The organism is Pseudoalteromonas sp. NFXS39 (genome assembly GCF_040148775.1).
Taxonomy (GTDB): domain Bacteria; phylum Pseudomonadota; class Gammaproteobacteria; order Enterobacterales; family Alteromonadaceae; genus Pseudoalteromonas; species Pseudoalteromonas apostichopi.
Genome location: NZ_JAGDEC010000007.1, coordinates 168,780 through 187,940 on the forward strand (window position 1 = coordinate 168,780; position 19,161 = coordinate 187,940).

The window sequence follows — 19,161 nt, forward strand, 5'->3', positions numbered from 1 at the left end:
TATCATCAGTCGACCTAAAGCTTTTTTTTCAAAAAGCCCGACATTTAATCAAGTTATGGGCCAAAAGTGGCAAAACAAAAGAAATTAAGTAAAGGCCAATCACGTCGAATTAAGGCCAATCATCAAAAACGCCTCTCTAATGCAGATAAAAAGCAACAGAAAGGGGCTGCAGTGCAATGGCAAAATGATAATTTAGGCCCTGCCGAAAATGCAGTTGTAATAAGTAGATTTGGTCAACATGCCGACATCGAAATCGAGTCAGGTGAAGTATTACGTTGTAATATACGGCGAACAGTATCAAGCCTTGTCTGTGGTGACGAGGTCATTTTTCGCCGTGCAAAAGTCAGCGAAGGCGACTTAGCTGGCGTTATTGAAGCAACTCATGAGCGCCGCTCACAACTAACACGCCCCGACTTTTATGACGGTGTCAAAGTAGTCGCTGCAAATATCGACCAAATTTTAATGGTCTCAGCTGTGCTTCCTGAGTTTACGCCAAACATTATTGACCGTTATTTAGTTGCCTGTGAAGACATGGGTATTGAGCCTATTTTGGTACTTAACAAAATAGATTTAATAGACGATGAAGGCCTTGCTTTTATTGATGAAATTCTCGATATCTATCGCGACCTTGGTTACCAAGTACTGTTAGTCAGTAATAAAACAGGTCATGGCATAGATGAGCTAAAACAAAAGCTGGTAGATAAAAACAGTATTTTTGTTGGTCAAAGCGGAGTGGGTAAATCAACCTTAGTCAATACAGTGCTACCCGACGCTGAAATTTTAACTCAAGAAGTCTCTGAAAACAGCGGCCTTGGCCAGCATACAACCACCGTATCGCGATTACACCATTTACCTAGTGGCGGTAACCTTATCGACTCACCAGGAATTCGTGAGTTTGGCTTATGGCATTTAGATGTTGAGCGCGTTACTTGGTGCTTTAAAGAGTTCCGTGATTTTATTGGTGGCTGTCGTTTTCGTGATTGTAAGCACTTAAACGATCCTGGCTGTATAATTCGCCAAGCTGTTGATGATGGTGAAATTTCAGAACTTCGTTTTGACAGTTACCACCGAATTTTAGAAACTATGGCCGACGGCCGTGCTGGTGCACGCGCTCCTCGCGTATAACTATTTAGGAAATAACAAGTGAGTTTAGATAAATTCAAAATTGCTATGCAATATGCCATGCCAAAACATTTCATTTCGCGCATGGTTGGCAAGTTAGCAGCAGCAAAAGCGGGTGGCTTAACAACGGCCTTGATTAAATTGTTTATCAAACAATACAAAATTGATATGAGTGAGGCTAAATACCCAGATCCAGCTCATTACAAAACTTTTAATGAGTTTTTCACTCGCCCATTAAAAGAAGGTATTCGTCCACTTGCTGAGGAAAGCGACATTGTTGCTCACCCAGTTGATGGTGCAATAAGCCAATTAGGCGATGTAGTAGACGGTCAAATCATTCAAGCCAAAGGTCATGACTACAGCTTACAAGCGTTACTTGGCGGCAATGAAGAAGACACTGCGCCGTTTTTAGGCGGTAAGTTTGCGACTATTTACTTAGCACCTAAAGATTACCACCGTATTCACATGCCTGTTGATGGTACGCTGAGCAAAATGATCTACGTACCGGGTGATTTATTTTCGGTTAACCCGTTAACAGCACAAAATGTTCCTAACCTATTTGCTCGTAACGAGCGTGTCGTGGCTATATTCGAGACCGAAATTGGTCCGCTAGCTATGGTACTTGTTGGTGCGACAATTGTTGCTAGCATTGAGACTATCTGGGCAGGCACAGTAACGCCACCAGCGGGTAAAGATGTATTTAGTTGGAATTACCCAACTGAAGGTGACAATGCAATTACCCTTAAGAAGGGTGAAGAAATGGGCCGCTTTAAATTAGGCTCTACTGTTATATTAGCTTGGGGTGCAAATCAAGCTGAGTTCTTATCAGATCAACACCCTGAAACAGTGACGCGCATGGGCACACCATTTGCGAAAATTAACGACTAATATACCCAAGCAAACCACTTTCGCTAAAAAGTGGTTTGCTAACAACGTGTCCACACACTGTTATTACATTCTGAGCATTCGCTATCTTTTTGTATACTGAAGCGCTGCTGTTGTAGTGTTAGCCCATCGAATTGAATAAACTCACTGCCCGCTTTATGGCCAAGCAATATATTGATAGCCAATAAACTTTGCATGCTCCCCATAACCCCGAGTAACGGGCTCAATACCCCAGCATTATCACAATTAAGTGCAGTTTGCTCATCCGTTTGCGGGAATACACAACCATAGCAAGGGCTATTTTCATCACGAAAATCAAAGCTCATCACCTGCCCTTGTGTTGCGATAGCTGCAGCTGAAACAAGTGGAATAGACCTAGCTAAACAATAGCGATTAACCAAATAGCGGGTAGTAAAGTTATCACTGCAATCTAGGATGATGTCAGCACCCTTAAGAAGCTCGGAACAGTTAGTTTCATCAAGTTTTTGGCATAATGGATTAACCTTTATTTGATTATTTAAACTGCTTATCACCTTAGCAGCCGCCTGCGCTTTTGCCTGCCCCATGTGGTTTACTTTATACAGTATTTGTCGCTGTAGGTTTGAAAGCTCAACCTTATCATCGTCTATCAAAGTGAGCGTTCCGATACCTGCAGCCGCTAAATAAAACAATGCCGGTGAGCCAAGCCCACCAGCGCCGACGACCACAATATGTGTAGACTTTAACTTTTTCTGACCCGCAAGCCCCACCTCTTTTATTAGTAAATGGCGACTATAACGAATTTGCTCTTTGTCGCTTAACGCGCTCATATTAAGGCTGACCTTCGACCACGTGTTTTAACTTGGCAATGGCTGCTTGGTAGTCTTCGGCTTTAGTAATCGCACGTACTACGGCAACACTACCAACACCCGTGCTCGCCACTTGCTCTGCACGTGATAAATCAATCCCACCAATTGCGACTGTTGGGTAATCAGCCATTAAAGGTACAAATTTTTCGAGCTTTTCTAAGCCTTGAATTTGCCCTGTCATGTCTTTGGTGGTGGTTGGGTAAATAGCGCCAAACGCCATATAACTTGGTCTGTAATTATGCGCGCGTAGCATCTCATAAAAACCATGGGTCGACACACCTAAACGTAACCCAGCCTCTTTTATGGCAATTAAATTAGCGGTTTGTAAATCTTCTTGCCCTAAATGCACACCATAAGCACCATGCTTAATCGCCAATTGCCAGTAATCATTGATATACACCTGCGCACCGTATTTCTGCCCTAACATAACTGCACTTGCAATCGCATCTTCGAGTGCAGCATCGTCTGCATTTTTCATTCTTAATTGAACAGTTTTAATCCCTTCGGCTAAACACTTCTCCAACCAATCAACGGTATCTACAACGGCATATAAACCAAGCTGTTTCGAGTCACATTCTGCAAAGCCTGCTGCCATGGTAAAATTAACCGGGCAATCAAAGTCGAGCTCATCACCTAACCAACTCCCCGCTTCGATTACTTGTGGGTAATCCGCCAGCGTTGTTGGAAAGCGAGTATGTGCAACAGGACCAATACCTTCACCATAGCGAACAGCCGCTTTTAAACCTTGGTTTATATAGGCTTTTGCTAAAATGAAGGCATCTTTAAGTGGGTACTGTTTTGCTAAGCAAGCAGCAACTACCGACGCCATACTACATCCAGTGCCATGACTATGCGGAGTTTGAATTTTTTCGTTGCCAAGCCAATATGCTTGTTCGCCTTGCACGCAGTAATCAATGCAATAGCCACTTGGGTAATCCCAATGACCACCTTTAATGATCACCGCTTTTGCACCATAGCTTGTTAACTTTTCAGCGGCTTCTTTCACTGCGCTTGGGCCAATCAAATAAACACCGGTTAATAACTGCGTTTCGTGCGTGTTCGGTGTTACTACATCGACTAATGGCAATAAACACTCTTTGATGGCACTAACAGTATCTTCTTCTGTTAATAAATCACCACTTGAAGCAATAGCAACCGGATCATAAACAACCAAAGGCGGCACTGCCCAAGTTGCTATGTAATGTTTTAAATGTTCACTAATAAGCTGTATCTGCTGCACATTTGCAAGCATGCCAATCTTAATAACGCTGGCAGGCATATCACTGGCTAACGCGAGTAATTGTGATTCAATAACCGCTGTTGAAATCGGGTTTAGTGCTTCTACACCTAAACTGTTTTGTGCCGTTAAAGCAGTAATAACCGTACAGCCATGTACATTAAAACTTTGCATTGCCTTGATATCGGCCTGAATGCCTGCGCCGCCGCCCGAATCTGAGCCTGCTATGGTCCATACAACCTGATTCATGTTAGTCCTCACATTTTATTCTTGATGCCAAAACGGCATACCGAGAGTTGGCGTTGACGGGCTTGCTACGTCTTTTTCAGGCATCGCTTTAGCCAAATAGCTACATCGCCCCGCCTCAACAGCATTCCTAAACGCTTTACTCATAGTTACAGGGCAACCAGCACCTGCAATTGCCGAATTTAATAATACGGCATCATACCCTAATTCAAGCGCTTGGCAGGCATGAGATGGTAAACCTAAACCCGCATCAACGATTAAAGTATGGTTAGGTAAACGTTCACGGATCATTTTTAAGTTGTAAGGATTCAGCAAACCCTTACCTGTTCCAATCGGTGCGCCCCAAGGCATTAATACTTCACAACCTAAATCAGCTAGACGCTGACACAGCACTAAATCATCGGTGCAATAAGGTAAAACTTTAAAGCCATCAGCCAATAAAATTTTAGTTGCTTCGAGCAGTGCAATTGGATCAGGCTGTAAATTATATTCATCACCTATTAGTTCTAATTTGATCCAATCAGTAGCAAACACTTCGCGGCACATTTGCGCCAACGTCACCGCTTCTTTCACACTGTGGCAACCCGCAGTATTTGGCAGCACCTTTAAGCCAGTGTTTTTTATCAATTGCCAGAAATCATCACCCGCTGCAACGCTTTGCTGACGACGCAATGAAACGGTGACAATGTCAGCCTGTGAGGCCACTATCGAATCCTGCATAACACTTGGCGAAGGATAGAGTGCAGAGCCAATCAGTAAACGACTGCTAAATTGCTCACCATAAACCGAAAAACTATCCATCTTAACCTCCTTGAATCGGCGACAATAACTCAATGCTGTCGCCTTCGTTGAGGATTTTAGCATCGCACTGACTGCGAGGTACAAAGTCACCATTAACAGCAACCGCAAATGGGGGTCTAGCGCCAAATTGATTCAAGGCCTGAGTGAGAGATGTATCGTCGCTCACTGTAACTGACTGACCATTAATTAAAATATTCATTTTTATCCTTAAGCAATTAAGCTAACAGCTTCATCAACCACCAGAGGCGCAAGTAAATAACCGTGCCGGTATAAGCCATTAATACTGATAACTCGATCTTGTATACTGACTTTAGGGCGGTTGTCTGCAAACGCAGGACGAAGCCCCGATTGCAAGCTCTCGATACGCCCTTCAGCAAAACCGCTATGCACCGTATAAGCAGCAGACAATAACTCAAGTGCAGAGCGCACTGTGACTTTGCCTGTGTCTTGCGATTCAATCTCCGTAGCACCAATCACAAATTGGTGGTTTGGTTTTGGTGCAATGTAAATTGGGTAGCGCGGATGCATCAGTCGTATAGGTCGAGTAAGATTCACCTCTGGTGCATATAAACGCGCCACCTCACCTCGTACTCCGCGAAGTAAAGGCTCATTCTGTTTAGCACCTAAGCCTCGGCAATCAAATACATAATTAAAGCTTTGACCATTCACTTGATGACCATTCAGCTCAACTTTGCAAGCAAATTTAAATTGAACTCCTTGCGATGTAAGCTTTTTAAAACTGGCGCTATAAAATGCCTGATTATCTAGCTGCCCTTCACAGGGTAAATACACCCCCTGATGGAAACGCCCCGCAAGCTCAGGCTCAAGTTCGGCTATTTGAATACTCGACAAAGATTTCGCTTGATTACTACCAAGGGGCTTTAAACGGCTCACAAAACTTTGTAAATCGCCCTTATCTTGCTGGTGAGCAACCACTAAGCTGCCTGCTTGTTGAAAATATACAGGTTCATCAAGTTCGCTTAAGATTTGCTGCCAACGTGAAATACTATTAAGCCCTTGTAATGCTAGATCCTGTTCGCACAGTACTGATTCAGCGAGTGGTGCCAACATCGCTGCGGCAACACTGCCAGCACTATTGCTAGCATGTTGATCATCCTGCTCAAACACACTTAGCTGATGCTCTTTGGCAAGTGCTAGTGCAGTCAAACGACCCGTTAAGCCAAAACCAAGTATCGCTATCTTTAAAGACATAAACTTTCTAGGCGCTAGGCTCTAGGTAAAAACCCAGAACCTATCGCTATGCCTAGCTCCATAAATTAAACTGCTTTGTGGTAAATCTCAGAGCCTGTTTTTTTGAACTCGTCTGACTTTGCTTTCATTTCGGCTTCAACATCGACCATTTTGATTTCGATAGCATCGCCCACGTTATTCGGATCAATGCCTCTAGCCTCAAGATCTTTTGCGTAATCACGTACTTCTTGAGTAATCTTCATCGAGCAAAATTTAGGGCCACACATAGAGCAAAAATGTGCAATTTTTCCTGATTCTTGTGGCAGTGTTTCGTCGTGATACTCACGAGCGCGTTCAGGGTCTAAACCTAGATTAAATTGGTCGTGCCAACGGAACTCAAAGCGTGCTTTTGATAATGCGTTATCGCGTTCTTGCGCCCCAGGGTGGCCTTTTGCTAAATCAGCGGCATGGGCGGCAATTTTATAAGTAATAAGGCCTTCTTTAACGTCTTCTTTATTTGGTAAACCTAAATGCTCTTTAGGTGTTACATAACAAAGCATGGCACAGCCATACCAGGCAATTTGCGCGGCCCCAATACCCGATGTGAAATGATCGTACCCCGGTGCAATATCCGTTGTCAGTGGGCCGAGGGTGTAAAACGGTGCTTCTTCACAGTGTTTTAGCTGCTCTTCCATGTTCTCTTTGATCATATGCATCGGCACATGGCCAGGGCCTTCAATGAATACTTGTACGTCATGTTTCCAAGCAAGTTTTGTCAGCTCACCTAAAGTACGTAACTCACTGAACTGGGCTTCATCATTGGCATCTGCAATAGAACCTGGACGCAAGCCATCACCCAGTGAAAAACACACATCGTACTGTTTTAAAATTTCACAGATCTCTTCAAAGTGAGTGTATAAAAAGTTTTCTTTATGGTGTGCTAAACACCATTTGGCCATGATTGAACCGCCGCGCGACACAATACCGGTAACGCGTTTTGCCGTCATAGGTACATAACGAAGTAATACTCCAGCGTGAATGGTAAAGTAATCAACACCTTGTTCAGCTTGTTCAATCAAGGTATCGCGGAAAATCTCCCACGTAAGGTCTTCGGCAACACCGTTTACTTTTTCAAGCGCTTGATAAATAGGTACAGTACCAATTGGTACTGGTGAATTACGTACCACCCATTCACGGGTTTCATGAATATAGCGGCCTGTTGATAAATCCATTACCGTATCGGCGCCCCAACGCGTTGACCACACCATCTTCTCAACTTCTTCTTCGATTGATGAGGTGACTGATGAGTTACCAATATTCGCGTTCACTTTAACTAAAAAGTTTCGGCCAATGATCATTGGCTCGGTTTCCGGGTGGTTGATATTATTCGGTAACACCGCACGGCCACGTGCAATTTCATCACGCACAAATTCTGGGGTAATGAAATCAGGAATGCTGGCCCCAAACGATTCGCCTTTATGCTGCGCTGCAAGTAACTCTTCACGAATTTTAGCGCGTCCCATGTTTTCGCGAATTGCCACATACTCCATTTCTGGAGTCACAATGCCTTGTCGCGCATAATGCATTTGCGTCACATTTTTACCCGCTTTAGCACGGCGGATTTTTGGCAAGTGCTCAAAGCGAATATGATCTAAGCCTTCATCCGCCATACGTTGCTGAGAAAATTGTGAAGTGACTGAGTCTAAGACTTCAGTGTCGCCGCGACTCTCAATCCACTTTTCTCGATATTTCTCAAGTCCCTTGCGCACATCAAGCTTAAAATCAGGGTCAGTGTAAGGGCCTGATGTATCGTAAACGCGAATTGGGGCATTAGGTTCAAACACTGGGTTCTCTTCAGTGCCACCGATAAAGGTATCGCTAAGGGTGATTTCGCGCATCCCTACTCGCACATTATCTTGTGTGCCTTCCACATACACTTTATGAGAATTAGGAAAGGGTTGCCCAGTTAAGTTATAAATATAATCAGATGCTGCCGCACGCACTTCGCGGCGAGATGGTTTAGTTGTTGTATTTGACATGACTTACCTCATTACTTTAAGGGTTGTCTTGTCAGATATTGCAAAAGCAATAGAGAGTGGCTAACGCCATTGGATCGTTGTTAATAAGCTAATGCTTACTAGTGCAGCCTGCGCCGCTTATGCCCCAGAAATTTGGCGCACAAGCGCCCATTGAGGCAGCTTGTTCCCTACGCAGGTGTTAGCCTGATCAGGTTCACGGATCCCGCTTTCGCGATCTCAGCCTTGTTAAAGGCACTCCGACAAGTATAAATTCGTTTCTTATAAAACGCCCTGAGTGTACGTCAGTTAAAAAATTGCTGCAAGCTCAGCAACTTTAGTTTTTTGCAATGAAGGTAAAGTGATGCTCGCCTTGCAAGGTTAGTTGCTCACCATTTAAATTAATGGCTGCACCTTCCTTCAACGTTGAAAGTAATTGCTGCTCAAGATCATCAATTTGCTCGCCACACGATTTACGTGTCATACCTAACTTATTGACTGTTAGCATATCTTCGTTTAGCGCACCCTCACCAAAAAATTTATTACAACCAGCGAAGCCATTAACCTGCATCGCTTCAATAAACCGTATAGAGGCAGTTTGGGATACAGGAATTGCTAAACCATTCACTTTTGATAATTGCCACTGTGTATATTTTAATTGCTCACTCGATACAGTACCGGTCGATGAGCAACCCATGCAAAATAGTACTAAAAGAAGAGGCAAGGCTACTAACTTCATATTTTTTTACGACTCAAATTTCAATGTAGTAATAATAACAACATTTAACGCAATTGATCGTTAAAAAAACATGTTTTATCTGTAAAAAATTGTTCTAAGTTAGCTTTTCGAAGAACAACGCAGACTATTTGAATAAGTTATCGACTTCTTCTGGTAAAAAAGGACGACCTTTTTCGTTAACTGATGTGCCAATGACCAAAGCTTGAAGCATTACTTTATCGTCATGTTTACGGTATACCGTTTGTCTAAACGCAAACTTTAAGCGGCTAATTCGCTCAGGCTCAACAGCAACATAAAATTCATCACCAGGCACAAGTGATGCCTTGTAATCCATTTCGCTGCGAAGCACCACAAGGTTTACTTTTTCTCTTGCTAGCTTTGCAAAGTCGACACCTTGGGCATGTAAAAACTCATGACGAGCATGCTCTAAGTAATTAAAATAAACACTGTTATTTACAATTCCTTGTAAATCACACTCATAATCACGCACTTTAAAGTCTACTCTAAAGGTCATAGTCGTATTCCTAATCAATTTACGTATAATTGCCTGCGTTTATACCATAAAAATTGATTTATACCATTTCGCTTAATTGAGCGTTCTATTTTTGGGCAAGCAAGCCTCGCAGGTAATGCTAGGTATAACCCGTCAAAAATGCTTAAGTATTATTGCGAATTGGTATTTATAGCCATTTGGCTAGCTAGGTTGCTAGAATAGCAGTCCCTAAAATGGAGTTAAGAACCCGCATGAAACGACGTTTATCATTATTATCTGCTGCCATCCTGCCTTTATTCGCAGCATCTTCGATTGCTTACGCTGAAGACGGTGAGCTGGAAACAATTGTAGTTACCGGTGATTTCCAAAAAGAGAGCATTCAAACTTTAAGTGCCAGTGCAAGCTTGTTTTCAGACCATGAAATCAATCAACGTGGTGCAAAGTTTTTAGATGAGATGCTAGCTAGCGCTGCCAACGTAAACTTTACCTCAGGCGCATCTCGTGGTCGTTTCGTGCAAATTCGTGGTGTTGGATTACGCTCGCAATTTGTTGATCCTATTAACCCGTCGGTTGGCTTAGTTATTGACGGCATTAACTACTCTGGTTTAGGTGGCAGTTCGCTATTATTTGATATCGACCAAGTTGAAATCTATCGCGGTCCACAAGGAACTCGATTTGGTGCTGATGCTTTAGCTGGCATGATTCAAATGGAATCAGCTGCGCCAACCTTTGATCCAAGCGTTAAAGTGCAACTGGGTGCGGGCAACTACAATAGCTACGAAGCAGGTATTGCAGCAGGTACTGGTATTACTGATGATACTGCAGTGCGTGCCAGTGTTTATCAACGCGAGTCTGATGGTTATGTAGAAAACCGTTATTTAGGTGAAGATACCCAACAACAAGACGAGCTCGTTTCTCGCTTTAAATTGCACAGCCAATTAACTAGCCACTTACGCACAGAACTTAACGTTCATTATATTGATATTAATAACGGTTATGATGCTTTCACGCTCGATAATAGCCGTAATAGCGTTGCTGATGAGCCTGGTGAGGATAATCAAGAAAGTATCGCCGTTGGCCTTGCAAACATTTACACCGGCTTCGATTGGTTTGATGTAAGCCTAAATGTTTCAGGGATCGACAGCGAGCTGCTATACAGCTTCGACGAAGATTGGGTATGTAACGATGAAGCTCAGCCTGAACTATGTGCTGCAGGCCTACATGAGTGGGGTTATAGCTCAACAGATACCTATTTACGCGACCGAAAAGATCAAGCAGCCGAGCTACAATTTAATGGCAAAGCGGGCGATTGGGTGGCAGGTATTTATTACCAAGGCCGCGAAGTCGATTTAGAGCGCCAATACACTTGGCTGGCACAACCTTTTGCATCAAATTATGAAACCAGCAATATTGCTGCATACGGGCAGTTAGCTACACCTATTGGCCCAAAAACAACCTTAATTACAGGTCTGCGCGTTGAACAGTACCAAGGCGACTACACCGACAATAACGGTTTTATTGAAGAAACTGATGATGTCATGGTCGGTGGTAAGCTTGCGCTTGAATATCAAGTCATTGATCGCACCATGATCTACACCAGCATCACCCGTGGCTATAAAGCTGGCGGTATTAACTCTGAAGCTTTAGCAAAAGCAAAAGACGAAGGCTTAAACCTCGATGCTGACTTTTTTGCTAATCACACATCATTTGCCCCTGAGTACTTATGGAGCGGTGAGTTTGGTGTTAAAGGCAGCTCTCTAGACGATAAATTTGTGTTACGTCTAGCCGCCTTTTATATGTATCGAGAAGATATGCAGCTAAAATCGTGGCAAGTTGAAGGTCAAAAGTTCACAGGCTATATCGATAACGCCAGCTCTGGCGAAAACTACGGTTTAGAAATTGAAGGTAGCTTCCAAGCAACTGACAATTTACTACTAACAGGTAGTGCAGGTTATCTACATACAGAAATCAATGACTTTGTGGCTCAATCAGGTCTTGATCAAGATGGTCGCGACCAAGCACAAGCACCTAAGTACCAATATGCATTCACTGCGCGTTATAACTTTACGCCTGCACTTTATGCATCGATTGGTTTAGAGGGTAAAGACGATTATTACTTCTCTGATAGCCATAACTCAAAAGCACCAAGCACGAATTTAGTGAATGCTTCATTTGGTTATGAAGGTGATAATTGGAGCATTAATGCATGGGCACGTAACTTATTTGACGAAGACGTACCAACCCGTGGTTTTGAGTTTGGTAACGACCCATTAGATGGATACACCACTCACACTTACACGCAGCTTGGCGAACCAATGGTTGCCGGTGTGACATTTATTTACGAGCTATAAGCAATTCGGTGCTAAGTTTTTTACTTAGCACCCAAATTCCTAGAACCTAATAAATTAAGCCCTTTCAACATCAAAGGCGAGTACGTCTTTAATCTTTTGCTTATTCGTTGCCAGCATAATGAGTCGATCAATACCCAGCGCTACACCCGCACATTGTGGTAAGCCATGCTCTAGCGCAGCGATTAAGCGCTCATCCATTGGCACTTGCTTTAAACCATTCGCTTCACGGTATTGATTGTCTTCACAAAAGCGAGCTGCTTGCTCTTTGCCATCTGTTAGTTCATTAAAGCCGTTTGCCAGCTCCATATTCTTGAAATATAACTCAAAGCGCCCTGCGACTCGCTCATCATGTTGGCAAATTTGGGCAAGAGCCGCTTGCGAAGCTGGAAAATGATAAACAAAACAAGGCTTTTCTTGGCCAATCGTTGGCTCTACCTTCATACAAAATAATAGCTGCAACAAGGTATCTCGGTGCGTTTCATGCGCAGCAATATCGGCAAAGCCCTGCTCCGTTGCTAGTTGCTGCAAAGTGCTGATATTAGCGGTTAAAGGGTCAACACCTAAGGCGTTCATAAAAGCTTGTTGATAAGTTAGTCGCTCTGCGCTTTCTACGCCAAGCACTAATTGCATAAGCTCATCCATTTCATCCATAAGGGCAAATTCATCAAAACCCGGACGATACCACTCAAGCATTGTAAATTCAGGATTATGATGACTACCCGCCTCTTCATTACGAAAGGCTTTGCATAGCTGGAAAATAGCCCCAGAGCCTGCAGCAAGTAAACGCTTCATGGCAAACTCAGGTGACGTTTGCAAATAAAGTGGTAAGCCACCAGCATGACCAGGACCAACAAACTCGGTACTAAATGTCGCTAAATGCACATCGGTTACACTGGCCGCACTTAAGCTTGGCGTTTCAACCTCCATAACATCACGTGCATAAAAGAACTCGCGAATACGGCGGATGATAGCGGCACGGTGGCGTAAAGTTTCAATATCGGCGCTTGGTTGCCAAAGGACATTAGACATAGTGTTTCCCAAAAAAAATCCCAGCAGAAGCTGGGATTTTATAATAATTCATACCAACTCGCTTAATTAAGTGGTCTATTTTGAGGCAATAAAACCTTGTTGATAGCAAGGCAAAAATTTCGTTATTTAGTTGTTCTAAATCAGAAATTTTTAACGTAGCTAGCGACAGGTTTAATCCCTCAAAATGATTAAGTATTATTGCGAATTGGTATTAACAAAGCCTGTTACTTAACACGGCTCACGTATTCACCGCTACGTGTATCAACTTTGATCACTTCGCCGATTTGTACGAATAGAGGAACACGAACAACAGCACCTGTGCTTAATGTTGCCGGTTTACCGCCAGTACCCGCTGTATCACCTTTTAGACCTGGATCTGTTTCAGTGATTTCTAATTCAACGAAGTTTGGTGGAGTCACAGCGATTGGGCTACCGTTCCAAAGCGTGATTGTACAAACGTCATTTTCAACTAACCATTTTGCATTGTCGCCAAGCGCTTTTTCGTCAGCAGCGATTTGCTCAAATGTTTCGTTGTTCATGAAGTGCCAGAACTCACCGTCAGTGTATAGATACGCTAAATCTGTATCCATTACGTCTGCACCTTCAACTGATTCACCTGACTTGAATGTTTTTTCTAGTACTTTACCTGTGATAAGTTTACGAATACGAACACGGTTAAACGCCTGGCCTTTACCTGGTTTTACCATTTCATTTTCTAAGATGCTGCAAGGTTCGCCGTCTAACATAATTTTTAGGCCGCCCTTGAACTCATTGGTGCTATAATTCGCCATCGTTTCCTCTGTCTAAATAATTTCGAGTAATCTACGTGTCAATGATACAAAGAAATGAAGTAAATTTGCATAAAAACTGGCAAAAAGAATTGGCAAATGTTGTCACTTGTCCTGAACGCTTGCTAGAAATGCTAGGATTATCAAGCAAAGTAGACGAAAAAGACCTCAAAGCACGCAGTCTTTTTCCTGTCCGTGTGCCACTGCCTTTTATCAAAAAAATGCGTTATGGCGACATAAACGACCCTCTTTTGCTGCAAGTGATGCCAAAACACCAAGAGTTTTTAGCAAAAACAGGTTACGATAAAGACCCTCTAAAAGAACAAGATAATAATCAACCGGGCTTATTACACAAGTATCGCTCTCGCGTTTTAGTGATGTTTAAAACCGGTTGTGCTGTAAATTGCCGCTATTGTTTTAGACGTCATTTTCCTTATCAAGAAAACCAATTAAACAAACGCAGTTTAATTGAGGCACTGGCATATATAAAAGCCGACGCCAACATCAACGAAGTTATTTTGAGTGGTGGTGATCCATTGATGGCCAAGGACGATGCTGTTAGTTGGTTTATGGATGAGCTCGAACAGCTACCGCAAATTAAACGCATGCGTATTCATAGCCGCTTGCCTGTGGTGATCCCAGCAAGAATTACCGATGAGCTATGTTCGCGCTTTGCTGCATCGCCTTTAAAAGTGGTGTTTATAAACCATATCAATCACGCCAACGAAATTGATGATGAATTTAAAGCGGCTATGCAAAAATTAAAAGTCGCGGGGGTTACGTTATTAAATCAAGCGGTATTACTGAAAGATGTGAATGATTCTGTTGATTCACAAGTTGCACTAAGTGAAGCATTGTTTGAGGCAGATATACTTCCTTACTACTTACATCTACTAGATAAAGTTGAGGGTGCCAGCCATTTTGATATAGCTGAGAGTCAGGCGCGAGAAATCGTGACGGCTATGCTAGCAGCATTGCCGGGATTCTTGGTTCCTAAGCTGGTGCGCGAGATCGGTGGCGAGCAAAGTAAAACGCCTATCGATCTAAGGGCGTGTTGACCTTTGTTGATTGAAATTTGTTCACTCTAGGGGCGATTTAATCGCGGCGCGAGATTTGTAACCTAGTGGGCTAAGTAAAAATCGAGCAACAAAGAGTTAATCGCCCCTAGGAAGAACCCGAAGGGCAGCGCGTGTTTGGCATTGATGCTGCGTTATCGCCTATTTATGTGGAACAACCACACTGCATAGGCTCTGCCTTGCCTAAATACCAAACACACTGCTGCAAAATTAATCATAAAGGGTCAACACGCCCTATCTAGTTTAACAACTAAACGTATACGTTTACGTTGTTACCTAGTGTCGCAGTTACCGACTTAGCAGGTGTTTGCGCTGCAGCACTCGATGTTGCTGCGCCTTCGATAAGTGCAAGTGCCGCAGCACCATCAGCCTTTTGCTGTTTTTTAGCAAGCGATGCGCTGTAAACTTCTGCACTTTCGCCACCGCCACTCATCGCTGGTAAGCTTGATCCTGATATATTCATAGTTCATTACCTGACTTTTTATGACAATCCACGTACTATATCGGCATTGCAGTCTAAAGCTTTAGGAAAAAAATGGATTCAATTATTGAACAACTCAATGCTAACCTAAAAATCGTTTATCGTCAGGCACTTGATGCTGATAAAAAATTAGATGACTTACAGCAGCAAGGCCATGGTAAATTCAAAGCCTTATTTGCAAAAGATGCTGGCTTTGATTTTGAAGCAAAACGCTTTAAACCTTACGTTCTCGATGTTGCTGCTGATGTAGAAAGCTTAAGCAACGACGGTATGGACGAAGAAAAACTGAAAAAAACCGTTATTAAACTGCAACAGTTACTACAACTGTTAGCGACGTTTAAGTAACGTAGAAGCCTCTATTTTTATAGAGGCTTACGCGCGAAATAAATTTCACGCCTACACCAAAGACATTTAATCTCACAAAGAGAGATAAGAGACGCTTCGCTGAACATAAACACTATTTGAATCTCTCTTCTTTTCCTCTGTGCTCTCTGTGTCCTCTGTGGTTGGAAAAAGATCTTTAATTCACAAAGAGGCTAAGAGGCGCTGCGCTTTAGAGGGAAACAAAAAAGTATTATCATCACTTCCTCATTCACTTATCTTTGTGCAAATATTTTCGTGCGAAAAAAATTTCACGCCAACATGTGGGAGCAGCTTTAGCCGTTAATTGTTTTTCGGCGTTAAAACGCCTCCCACGATATAGGTCTTTTACAAGACCCACAAACAACACAGTTCAACTTTAAACTGACAGCTGACAGCTGACAGCTATCATTCGCCCAAATTTAACGACGGCAATAACTCATCTTCAAACCAATCAGTGATTAAACGCTTATCGTAATAGTAGGCTTCATCGCGCCCCATTTTCATGCGATCCATAAATCCCATATCTTTAAGCTTGATATCATTTGCTTCACTTATCACTTTACCGTTTTTATCGGTAATCGAATAATTTAGGTCGATACGTGGGAAGTAAATTGGCTTGATGATACGTAACTCATTCATGGTACCAAAACGCACATCACCGGCTAGGTCAAGCTCTGTCACTTCAACGTTAAAGGTGTAGCCTTCAGGTAACTTTTCGGCAAGCTTATTGAAGTGTTTTTCAAAATTTTTCGCCACATTTTTATGAAATGAACCTTTTGGTGAATTGTTGCCAGGTTCTACATCACGGTAATCGTTAAAGTCATGCCATTTAACTTTTGCCTCTCCTGCATGAGCAAAAGCAGGTAGTGCAATGACCATTGCTAAGGCAATTTTTTTTACTGTATTCATCTGTTTCTCCACTTAACAGGTATAGCTAATGATTAAATTTTAGCTGCTGACAATTAACTATAGCTTAATATCTAAACACTTAGGTGTAACCAATATGGTGCAAAATGTAATCAAAAACAAGCGATTCATATTTTTGCTTTATTGTTATGAATCACAATTTATTTATGTAATTTAACGCAAAATGTGCTGAAATAAGGCTAATTCAACCAGGTATAGTTCATGGATATTTTATGACCATTTTAGTCACCGGCGGAGCCGGATACATCGGTTCTCACACCGTTTTAGAATTATTACAACAAGGCACTGACGTTGTTGTTCTTGATAATTTAAGTAATTCATCGAATGAGTCATTGGCTCGCGTAAAACAAATCACTGGCAAAGACGTCACGTTTTATCAAGGTGATATTTTAGATAGAGCCTGCCTAGACAAAATATTCCGTGAACACGCAATTGATAGTGTTATTCACTTTGCTGGTTTAAAAGCGGTTGGTGAATCGGTTGTAAAGCCTATTGAGTATTACCAAAACAACGTACAAGGTACACTGACTTTGGTTGATGCCATGCGTGACGCTGGCGTATTTAAGTTAGTATTTAGCTCATCAGCAACTGTATACGGTGACCCTGCAAGTTTGCCAATTCGTGAAGACTTCCCGGTTGGCGGTACGACCAACCCATATGGCACATCAAAGCTTATGGTTGAGATGATGCTACAAGATATCGCAAAATCAGATGAACGCTTTGCCTTTGTTATCTTACGTTACTTTAACCCTGTCGGCGCGCATGAATCCGGCCTGATTGGTGAAGATCCGAATGGTATACCTAACAACTTATTACCTTATATTTCGCAAGTCGCAGTGGGTAAGCTAGCAAAGCTAGGTGTATTTGGGGATGACTACGATACTGTAGATGGTACAGGTGTTCGTGATTATATCCATGTCGTCGATTTAGCATTAGGTCACTTAAAAGCACTTAACCGTATTGCAACTGATACAGGTGCACACGTATTTAACCTTGGCACAGGTAATGGTTACTCAGTACTGCAAATGGTTACCGCTTTTGAAAAAGCCAGCGGTCAAGCTGTCCCATATCAAATTTCACCGCGTAGAGCAGGCGACATTGCAGCTTGCTATGCAGCACCAGAAAAAGCGTTAAAAGAGCTTGGCTGGCAAGCTGAACGAGGCATCGATGAAATGATGCAAGATACGTGGCGCTGGCAAAGTAATAACCCTAACGGTTACAAATAGTCAAAGTCTAAAATTAAAAAGCTGATGTTCACACATCGGCTTTTTAATTTGATGAGGCTTTCTTAAGCTGCGCAATCCCCCAGAAAAGTACCCCAGCCCCAGTGCAGGATAAGAAAAAGAACAACCCTAAGCCGACTGGCGATCCCCAAAACAAAATACTGTATAAAACTTCCACCTTTATATCCTTTATTATTATTTGAATAACAAGTTATATAAGTTTTAGGAACAGCCCGTCAAGTAGCAATATCAGCGCATCGCTTGAATACTCTCTAGCGCTGCAGCAAGCTGTGATTTTAGTTTTTTATGACGTATATAAACAGCGAACACTATAATGCCATTGATACCAAGCTGGATAAGCCATAGGCTGTATGTTTTAAACATAACCATGTTAAACAAGGCAACAATTAGCAGAGCGGACCAAAGAGCAACACAGCCAATAAAGCTCACATACCAGTAATGAACTTGGTGTTTCAGCTGGCTTTCTTTAAAGTTGAGCATCGCGTTTACGTCTAGCGTTTCAGCCCGCCAAAGCTTTCGTCTTAAACGGTAAGACCAAACGCCAAAACCTAGTGGAATAGGCACTAATAGTGCAAACATGAAGGTTTCATAAGTATGTTTTGCCTCAAACAACATGGCGTAAATACAAAACACGGTTACCACAACACCTAATAAAGAGTCTATTAAACCTTTTAGCTTTAATTTAGTTCGCGACTTTTGTGTTTGTGCAATTAATGCAGCGCTATCCACTTTCGGCGTTGCCTGCACGAATGCCTGCTGCCACTTAGCTAATTGATCATCTGCTTCGAATTTATCCACTTCATTCACTCCATTAGGCTTGCAAGTTGTTGCCTTGCTCTACTTGCACGTTTCGCAACAGCATCTTCAGACAGACCCAGTGTTTCGGCTATCTCACTTTGATTAAACCCTTCAAGCTGTAGAGCAAGCACCTGCCTATATTTCAGCGTTAATTTACGCAGGGCAGCCATTAAATCTAAACTGTCGTCTTGTGATTTGTGTGCACTTAAAGCTTGGGTGTAATCAACACTCTCAGAGCTTGCAACCTCTTTACGGTTTTGCTCTTTAATCACATGATCAACTGCTTTATTGTGAGCTATTCGGGCGATATAGGTTTTTATGCTAGCATCGCCTCGAAAGGCAATATCTGGTGATGATTCATTACTTTCAAATGCGCGCCAAAGCGCCAATGACATCTCTTGAATTAGCTCATCTTGTAACGCTTGATTGATCTCGTAGGTTGCAGCAACACGCGCCAACAGCGGCGCGTATTCATTCAGCAATGTGTTTATTTGAACATCAGCTTTCACTGTACTTCCATGTTTTTA

Annotated in this window: 20 protein-coding genes and 1 riboswitch; of the genes, 6 read left to right on the forward strand and 14 right to left on the reverse strand. The window is 42.5% G+C overall.

The features are described from left to right. Positions 1 to 66: 66 nt before the first annotated feature. Complete coding sequence (gene rsgA, locus J3455_RS14550; RefSeq protein ID WP_130049850.1) at positions 67 to 1,125, forward strand: small ribosomal subunit biogenesis GTPase RsgA; 1,059 nt, start codon at positions 67 to 69, stop codon at positions 1,123 to 1,125. A gap of 18 nt (positions 1,126 to 1,143) precedes the next feature. Beyond that, on the forward strand, positions 1,144 to 2,010 hold the full coding sequence (asd, locus tag J3455_RS14555; RefSeq protein WP_205987916.1) for an archaetidylserine decarboxylase: 867 nt from the start codon (positions 1,144 to 1,146) through the stop codon (positions 2,008 to 2,010). Between the two features lie 38 nt (positions 2,011 to 2,048). Here asd and J3455_RS14560 read toward each other — a convergent pair whose 3' ends face one another. The 8 genes from J3455_RS14560 to J3455_RS14595 form a co-directional block, all read right to left on the reverse strand. Continuing rightward, complete coding sequence (locus tag J3455_RS14560) at positions 2,049 to 2,816, reverse strand: HesA/MoeB/ThiF family protein (protein ID WP_130049851.1); 768 nt, start codon at positions 2,814 to 2,816, stop codon at positions 2,049 to 2,051. 1 nt (position 2,817) lies between these two features. After that, positions 2,818 to 4,341 (reverse strand): thiamine phosphate synthase, encoded by a 1,524-nt coding sequence (gene thiE / locus J3455_RS14565; RefSeq protein WP_349561960.1) that lies wholly within the window; start codon positions 4,339 to 4,341, stop codon positions 2,818 to 2,820. 15 nt (positions 4,342 to 4,356) lie between these two features. Beyond that, positions 4,357 to 5,139, reverse strand: a complete 783-nt coding sequence (locus J3455_RS14570) for a thiazole synthase (RefSeq protein ID WP_130049853.1) — start codon at positions 5,137 to 5,139, stop codon at positions 4,357 to 4,359. A gap of 1 nt (position 5,140) precedes the next feature. Then, the gene (gene thiS / locus J3455_RS14575) at positions 5,141 to 5,338 is read right to left on the reverse strand and encodes a sulfur carrier protein ThiS (RefSeq protein ID WP_130049854.1); all 198 of its coding nucleotides are present in this window, start codon (positions 5,336 to 5,338) and stop codon (positions 5,141 to 5,143) included. Between the two features lie 8 nt (positions 5,339 to 5,346). Then, positions 5,347 to 6,351: an FAD-dependent oxidoreductase gene (locus J3455_RS14580; RefSeq protein ID WP_167659017.1), complete on the reverse strand. Its 1,005-nt coding sequence runs from the start codon at positions 6,349 to 6,351 to the stop codon at positions 5,347 to 5,349. Positions 6,352 to 6,416: 65 nt separating this feature from the next. Beyond that, a complete protein-coding gene (gene thiC / locus J3455_RS14585; RefSeq protein WP_130049856.1) occupies positions 6,417 to 8,369 on the reverse strand; it encodes a phosphomethylpyrimidine synthase ThiC in 1,953 nt (650 codons plus the stop codon). 147 nt (positions 8,370 to 8,516) lie between these two features. After that, a riboswitch (TPP riboswitch) is annotated at positions 8,517 to 8,618 on the reverse strand. A gap of 64 nt (positions 8,619 to 8,682) precedes the next feature. Beyond that, positions 8,683 to 9,084: an META domain-containing protein gene (locus J3455_RS14590; protein WP_130049857.1), complete on the reverse strand. Its 402-nt coding sequence runs from the start codon at positions 9,082 to 9,084 to the stop codon at positions 8,683 to 8,685. Positions 9,085 to 9,208: 124 nt separating this feature from the next. Then, positions 9,209 to 9,598 carry an acyl-CoA thioesterase gene (locus tag J3455_RS14595; protein ID WP_130049858.1) on the reverse strand — a complete coding sequence of 130 codons (390 nt, stop codon included), beginning with the start codon at positions 9,596 to 9,598 and terminating at the stop codon, positions 9,209 to 9,211. 230 nt (positions 9,599 to 9,828) lie between these two features. On the opposite strand from J3455_RS14595, the gene J3455_RS14600 reads away from it, so the two are divergent. After that, positions 9,829 to 11,928: a TonB-dependent receptor gene (locus J3455_RS14600; protein ID WP_178926538.1), complete on the forward strand. Its 2,100-nt coding sequence runs from the start codon at positions 9,829 to 9,831 to the stop codon at positions 11,926 to 11,928. A 54-nt stretch (positions 11,929 to 11,982) separates the two neighbouring features. Here J3455_RS14600 and epmA read toward each other — a convergent pair whose 3' ends face one another. Further along, positions 11,983 to 12,957 (reverse strand): elongation factor P--(R)-beta-lysine ligase, encoded by a 975-nt coding sequence (epmA, locus tag J3455_RS14605; RefSeq protein ID WP_256854960.1) that lies wholly within the window; start codon positions 12,955 to 12,957, stop codon positions 11,983 to 11,985. A gap of 224 nt (positions 12,958 to 13,181) precedes the next feature. Next, a complete protein-coding gene (gene efp / locus J3455_RS14610) occupies positions 13,182 to 13,748 on the reverse strand; it encodes an elongation factor P (RefSeq protein WP_054554126.1) in 567 nt (188 codons plus the stop codon). Positions 13,749 to 13,789: 41 nt separating this feature from the next. Here efp and epmB point away from each other — a divergent pair, with 41 nt between their 5' ends. Then, positions 13,790 to 14,803, forward strand: coding sequence for an EF-P beta-lysylation protein EpmB (epmB, locus tag J3455_RS14615; RefSeq protein WP_167659010.1), 1,014 nt, complete (start codon positions 13,790 to 13,792; stop codon positions 14,801 to 14,803). Positions 14,804 to 15,071: 268 nt separating this feature from the next. Here the strand turns inward: epmB and J3455_RS14620 are convergent, their stop codons facing one another. Further along, positions 15,072 to 15,284: a hypothetical protein gene (locus tag J3455_RS14620; protein WP_130049862.1), complete on the reverse strand. Its 213-nt coding sequence runs from the start codon at positions 15,282 to 15,284 to the stop codon at positions 15,072 to 15,074. A 72-nt stretch (positions 15,285 to 15,356) separates the two neighbouring features. Here J3455_RS14620 and J3455_RS14625 point away from each other — a divergent pair, with 72 nt between their 5' ends. Next, entirely contained in the window at positions 15,357 to 15,647 is a 291-nt protein-coding gene (locus J3455_RS14625) for a hypothetical protein (protein ID WP_054554123.1), read from the forward strand. A 423-nt stretch (positions 15,648 to 16,070) separates the two neighbouring features. Here J3455_RS14625 and J3455_RS14630 read toward each other — a convergent pair whose 3' ends face one another. Beyond that, positions 16,071 to 16,574, reverse strand: a complete 504-nt coding sequence (locus tag J3455_RS14630) for a DUF3016 domain-containing protein (protein ID WP_130049863.1) — start codon at positions 16,572 to 16,574, stop codon at positions 16,071 to 16,073. A 230-nt stretch (positions 16,575 to 16,804) separates the two neighbouring features. On the opposite strand from J3455_RS14630, the gene galE reads away from it, so the two are divergent. After that, complete coding sequence (galE, locus tag J3455_RS14635) at positions 16,805 to 17,818, forward strand: UDP-glucose 4-epimerase GalE (RefSeq protein ID WP_130049864.1); 1,014 nt, start codon at positions 16,805 to 16,807, stop codon at positions 17,816 to 17,818. 246 nt (positions 17,819 to 18,064) lie between these two features. Here the strand turns inward: galE and J3455_RS14640 are convergent, their stop codons facing one another. Both J3455_RS14640 and J3455_RS14645 read right to left on the reverse strand, forming a co-directional pair. Then, entirely contained in the window at positions 18,065 to 18,634 is a 570-nt protein-coding gene (locus tag J3455_RS14640; RefSeq protein ID WP_167659008.1) for a hypothetical protein, read from the reverse strand. A 5-nt stretch (positions 18,635 to 18,639) separates the two neighbouring features. Continuing rightward, positions 18,640 to 19,143 carry an RNA polymerase sigma factor gene (locus J3455_RS14645; protein ID WP_130049866.1) on the reverse strand — a complete coding sequence of 168 codons (504 nt, stop codon included), beginning with the start codon at positions 19,141 to 19,143 and terminating at the stop codon, positions 18,640 to 18,642. Positions 19,144 to 19,161: the final 18 nt, after the last annotated feature.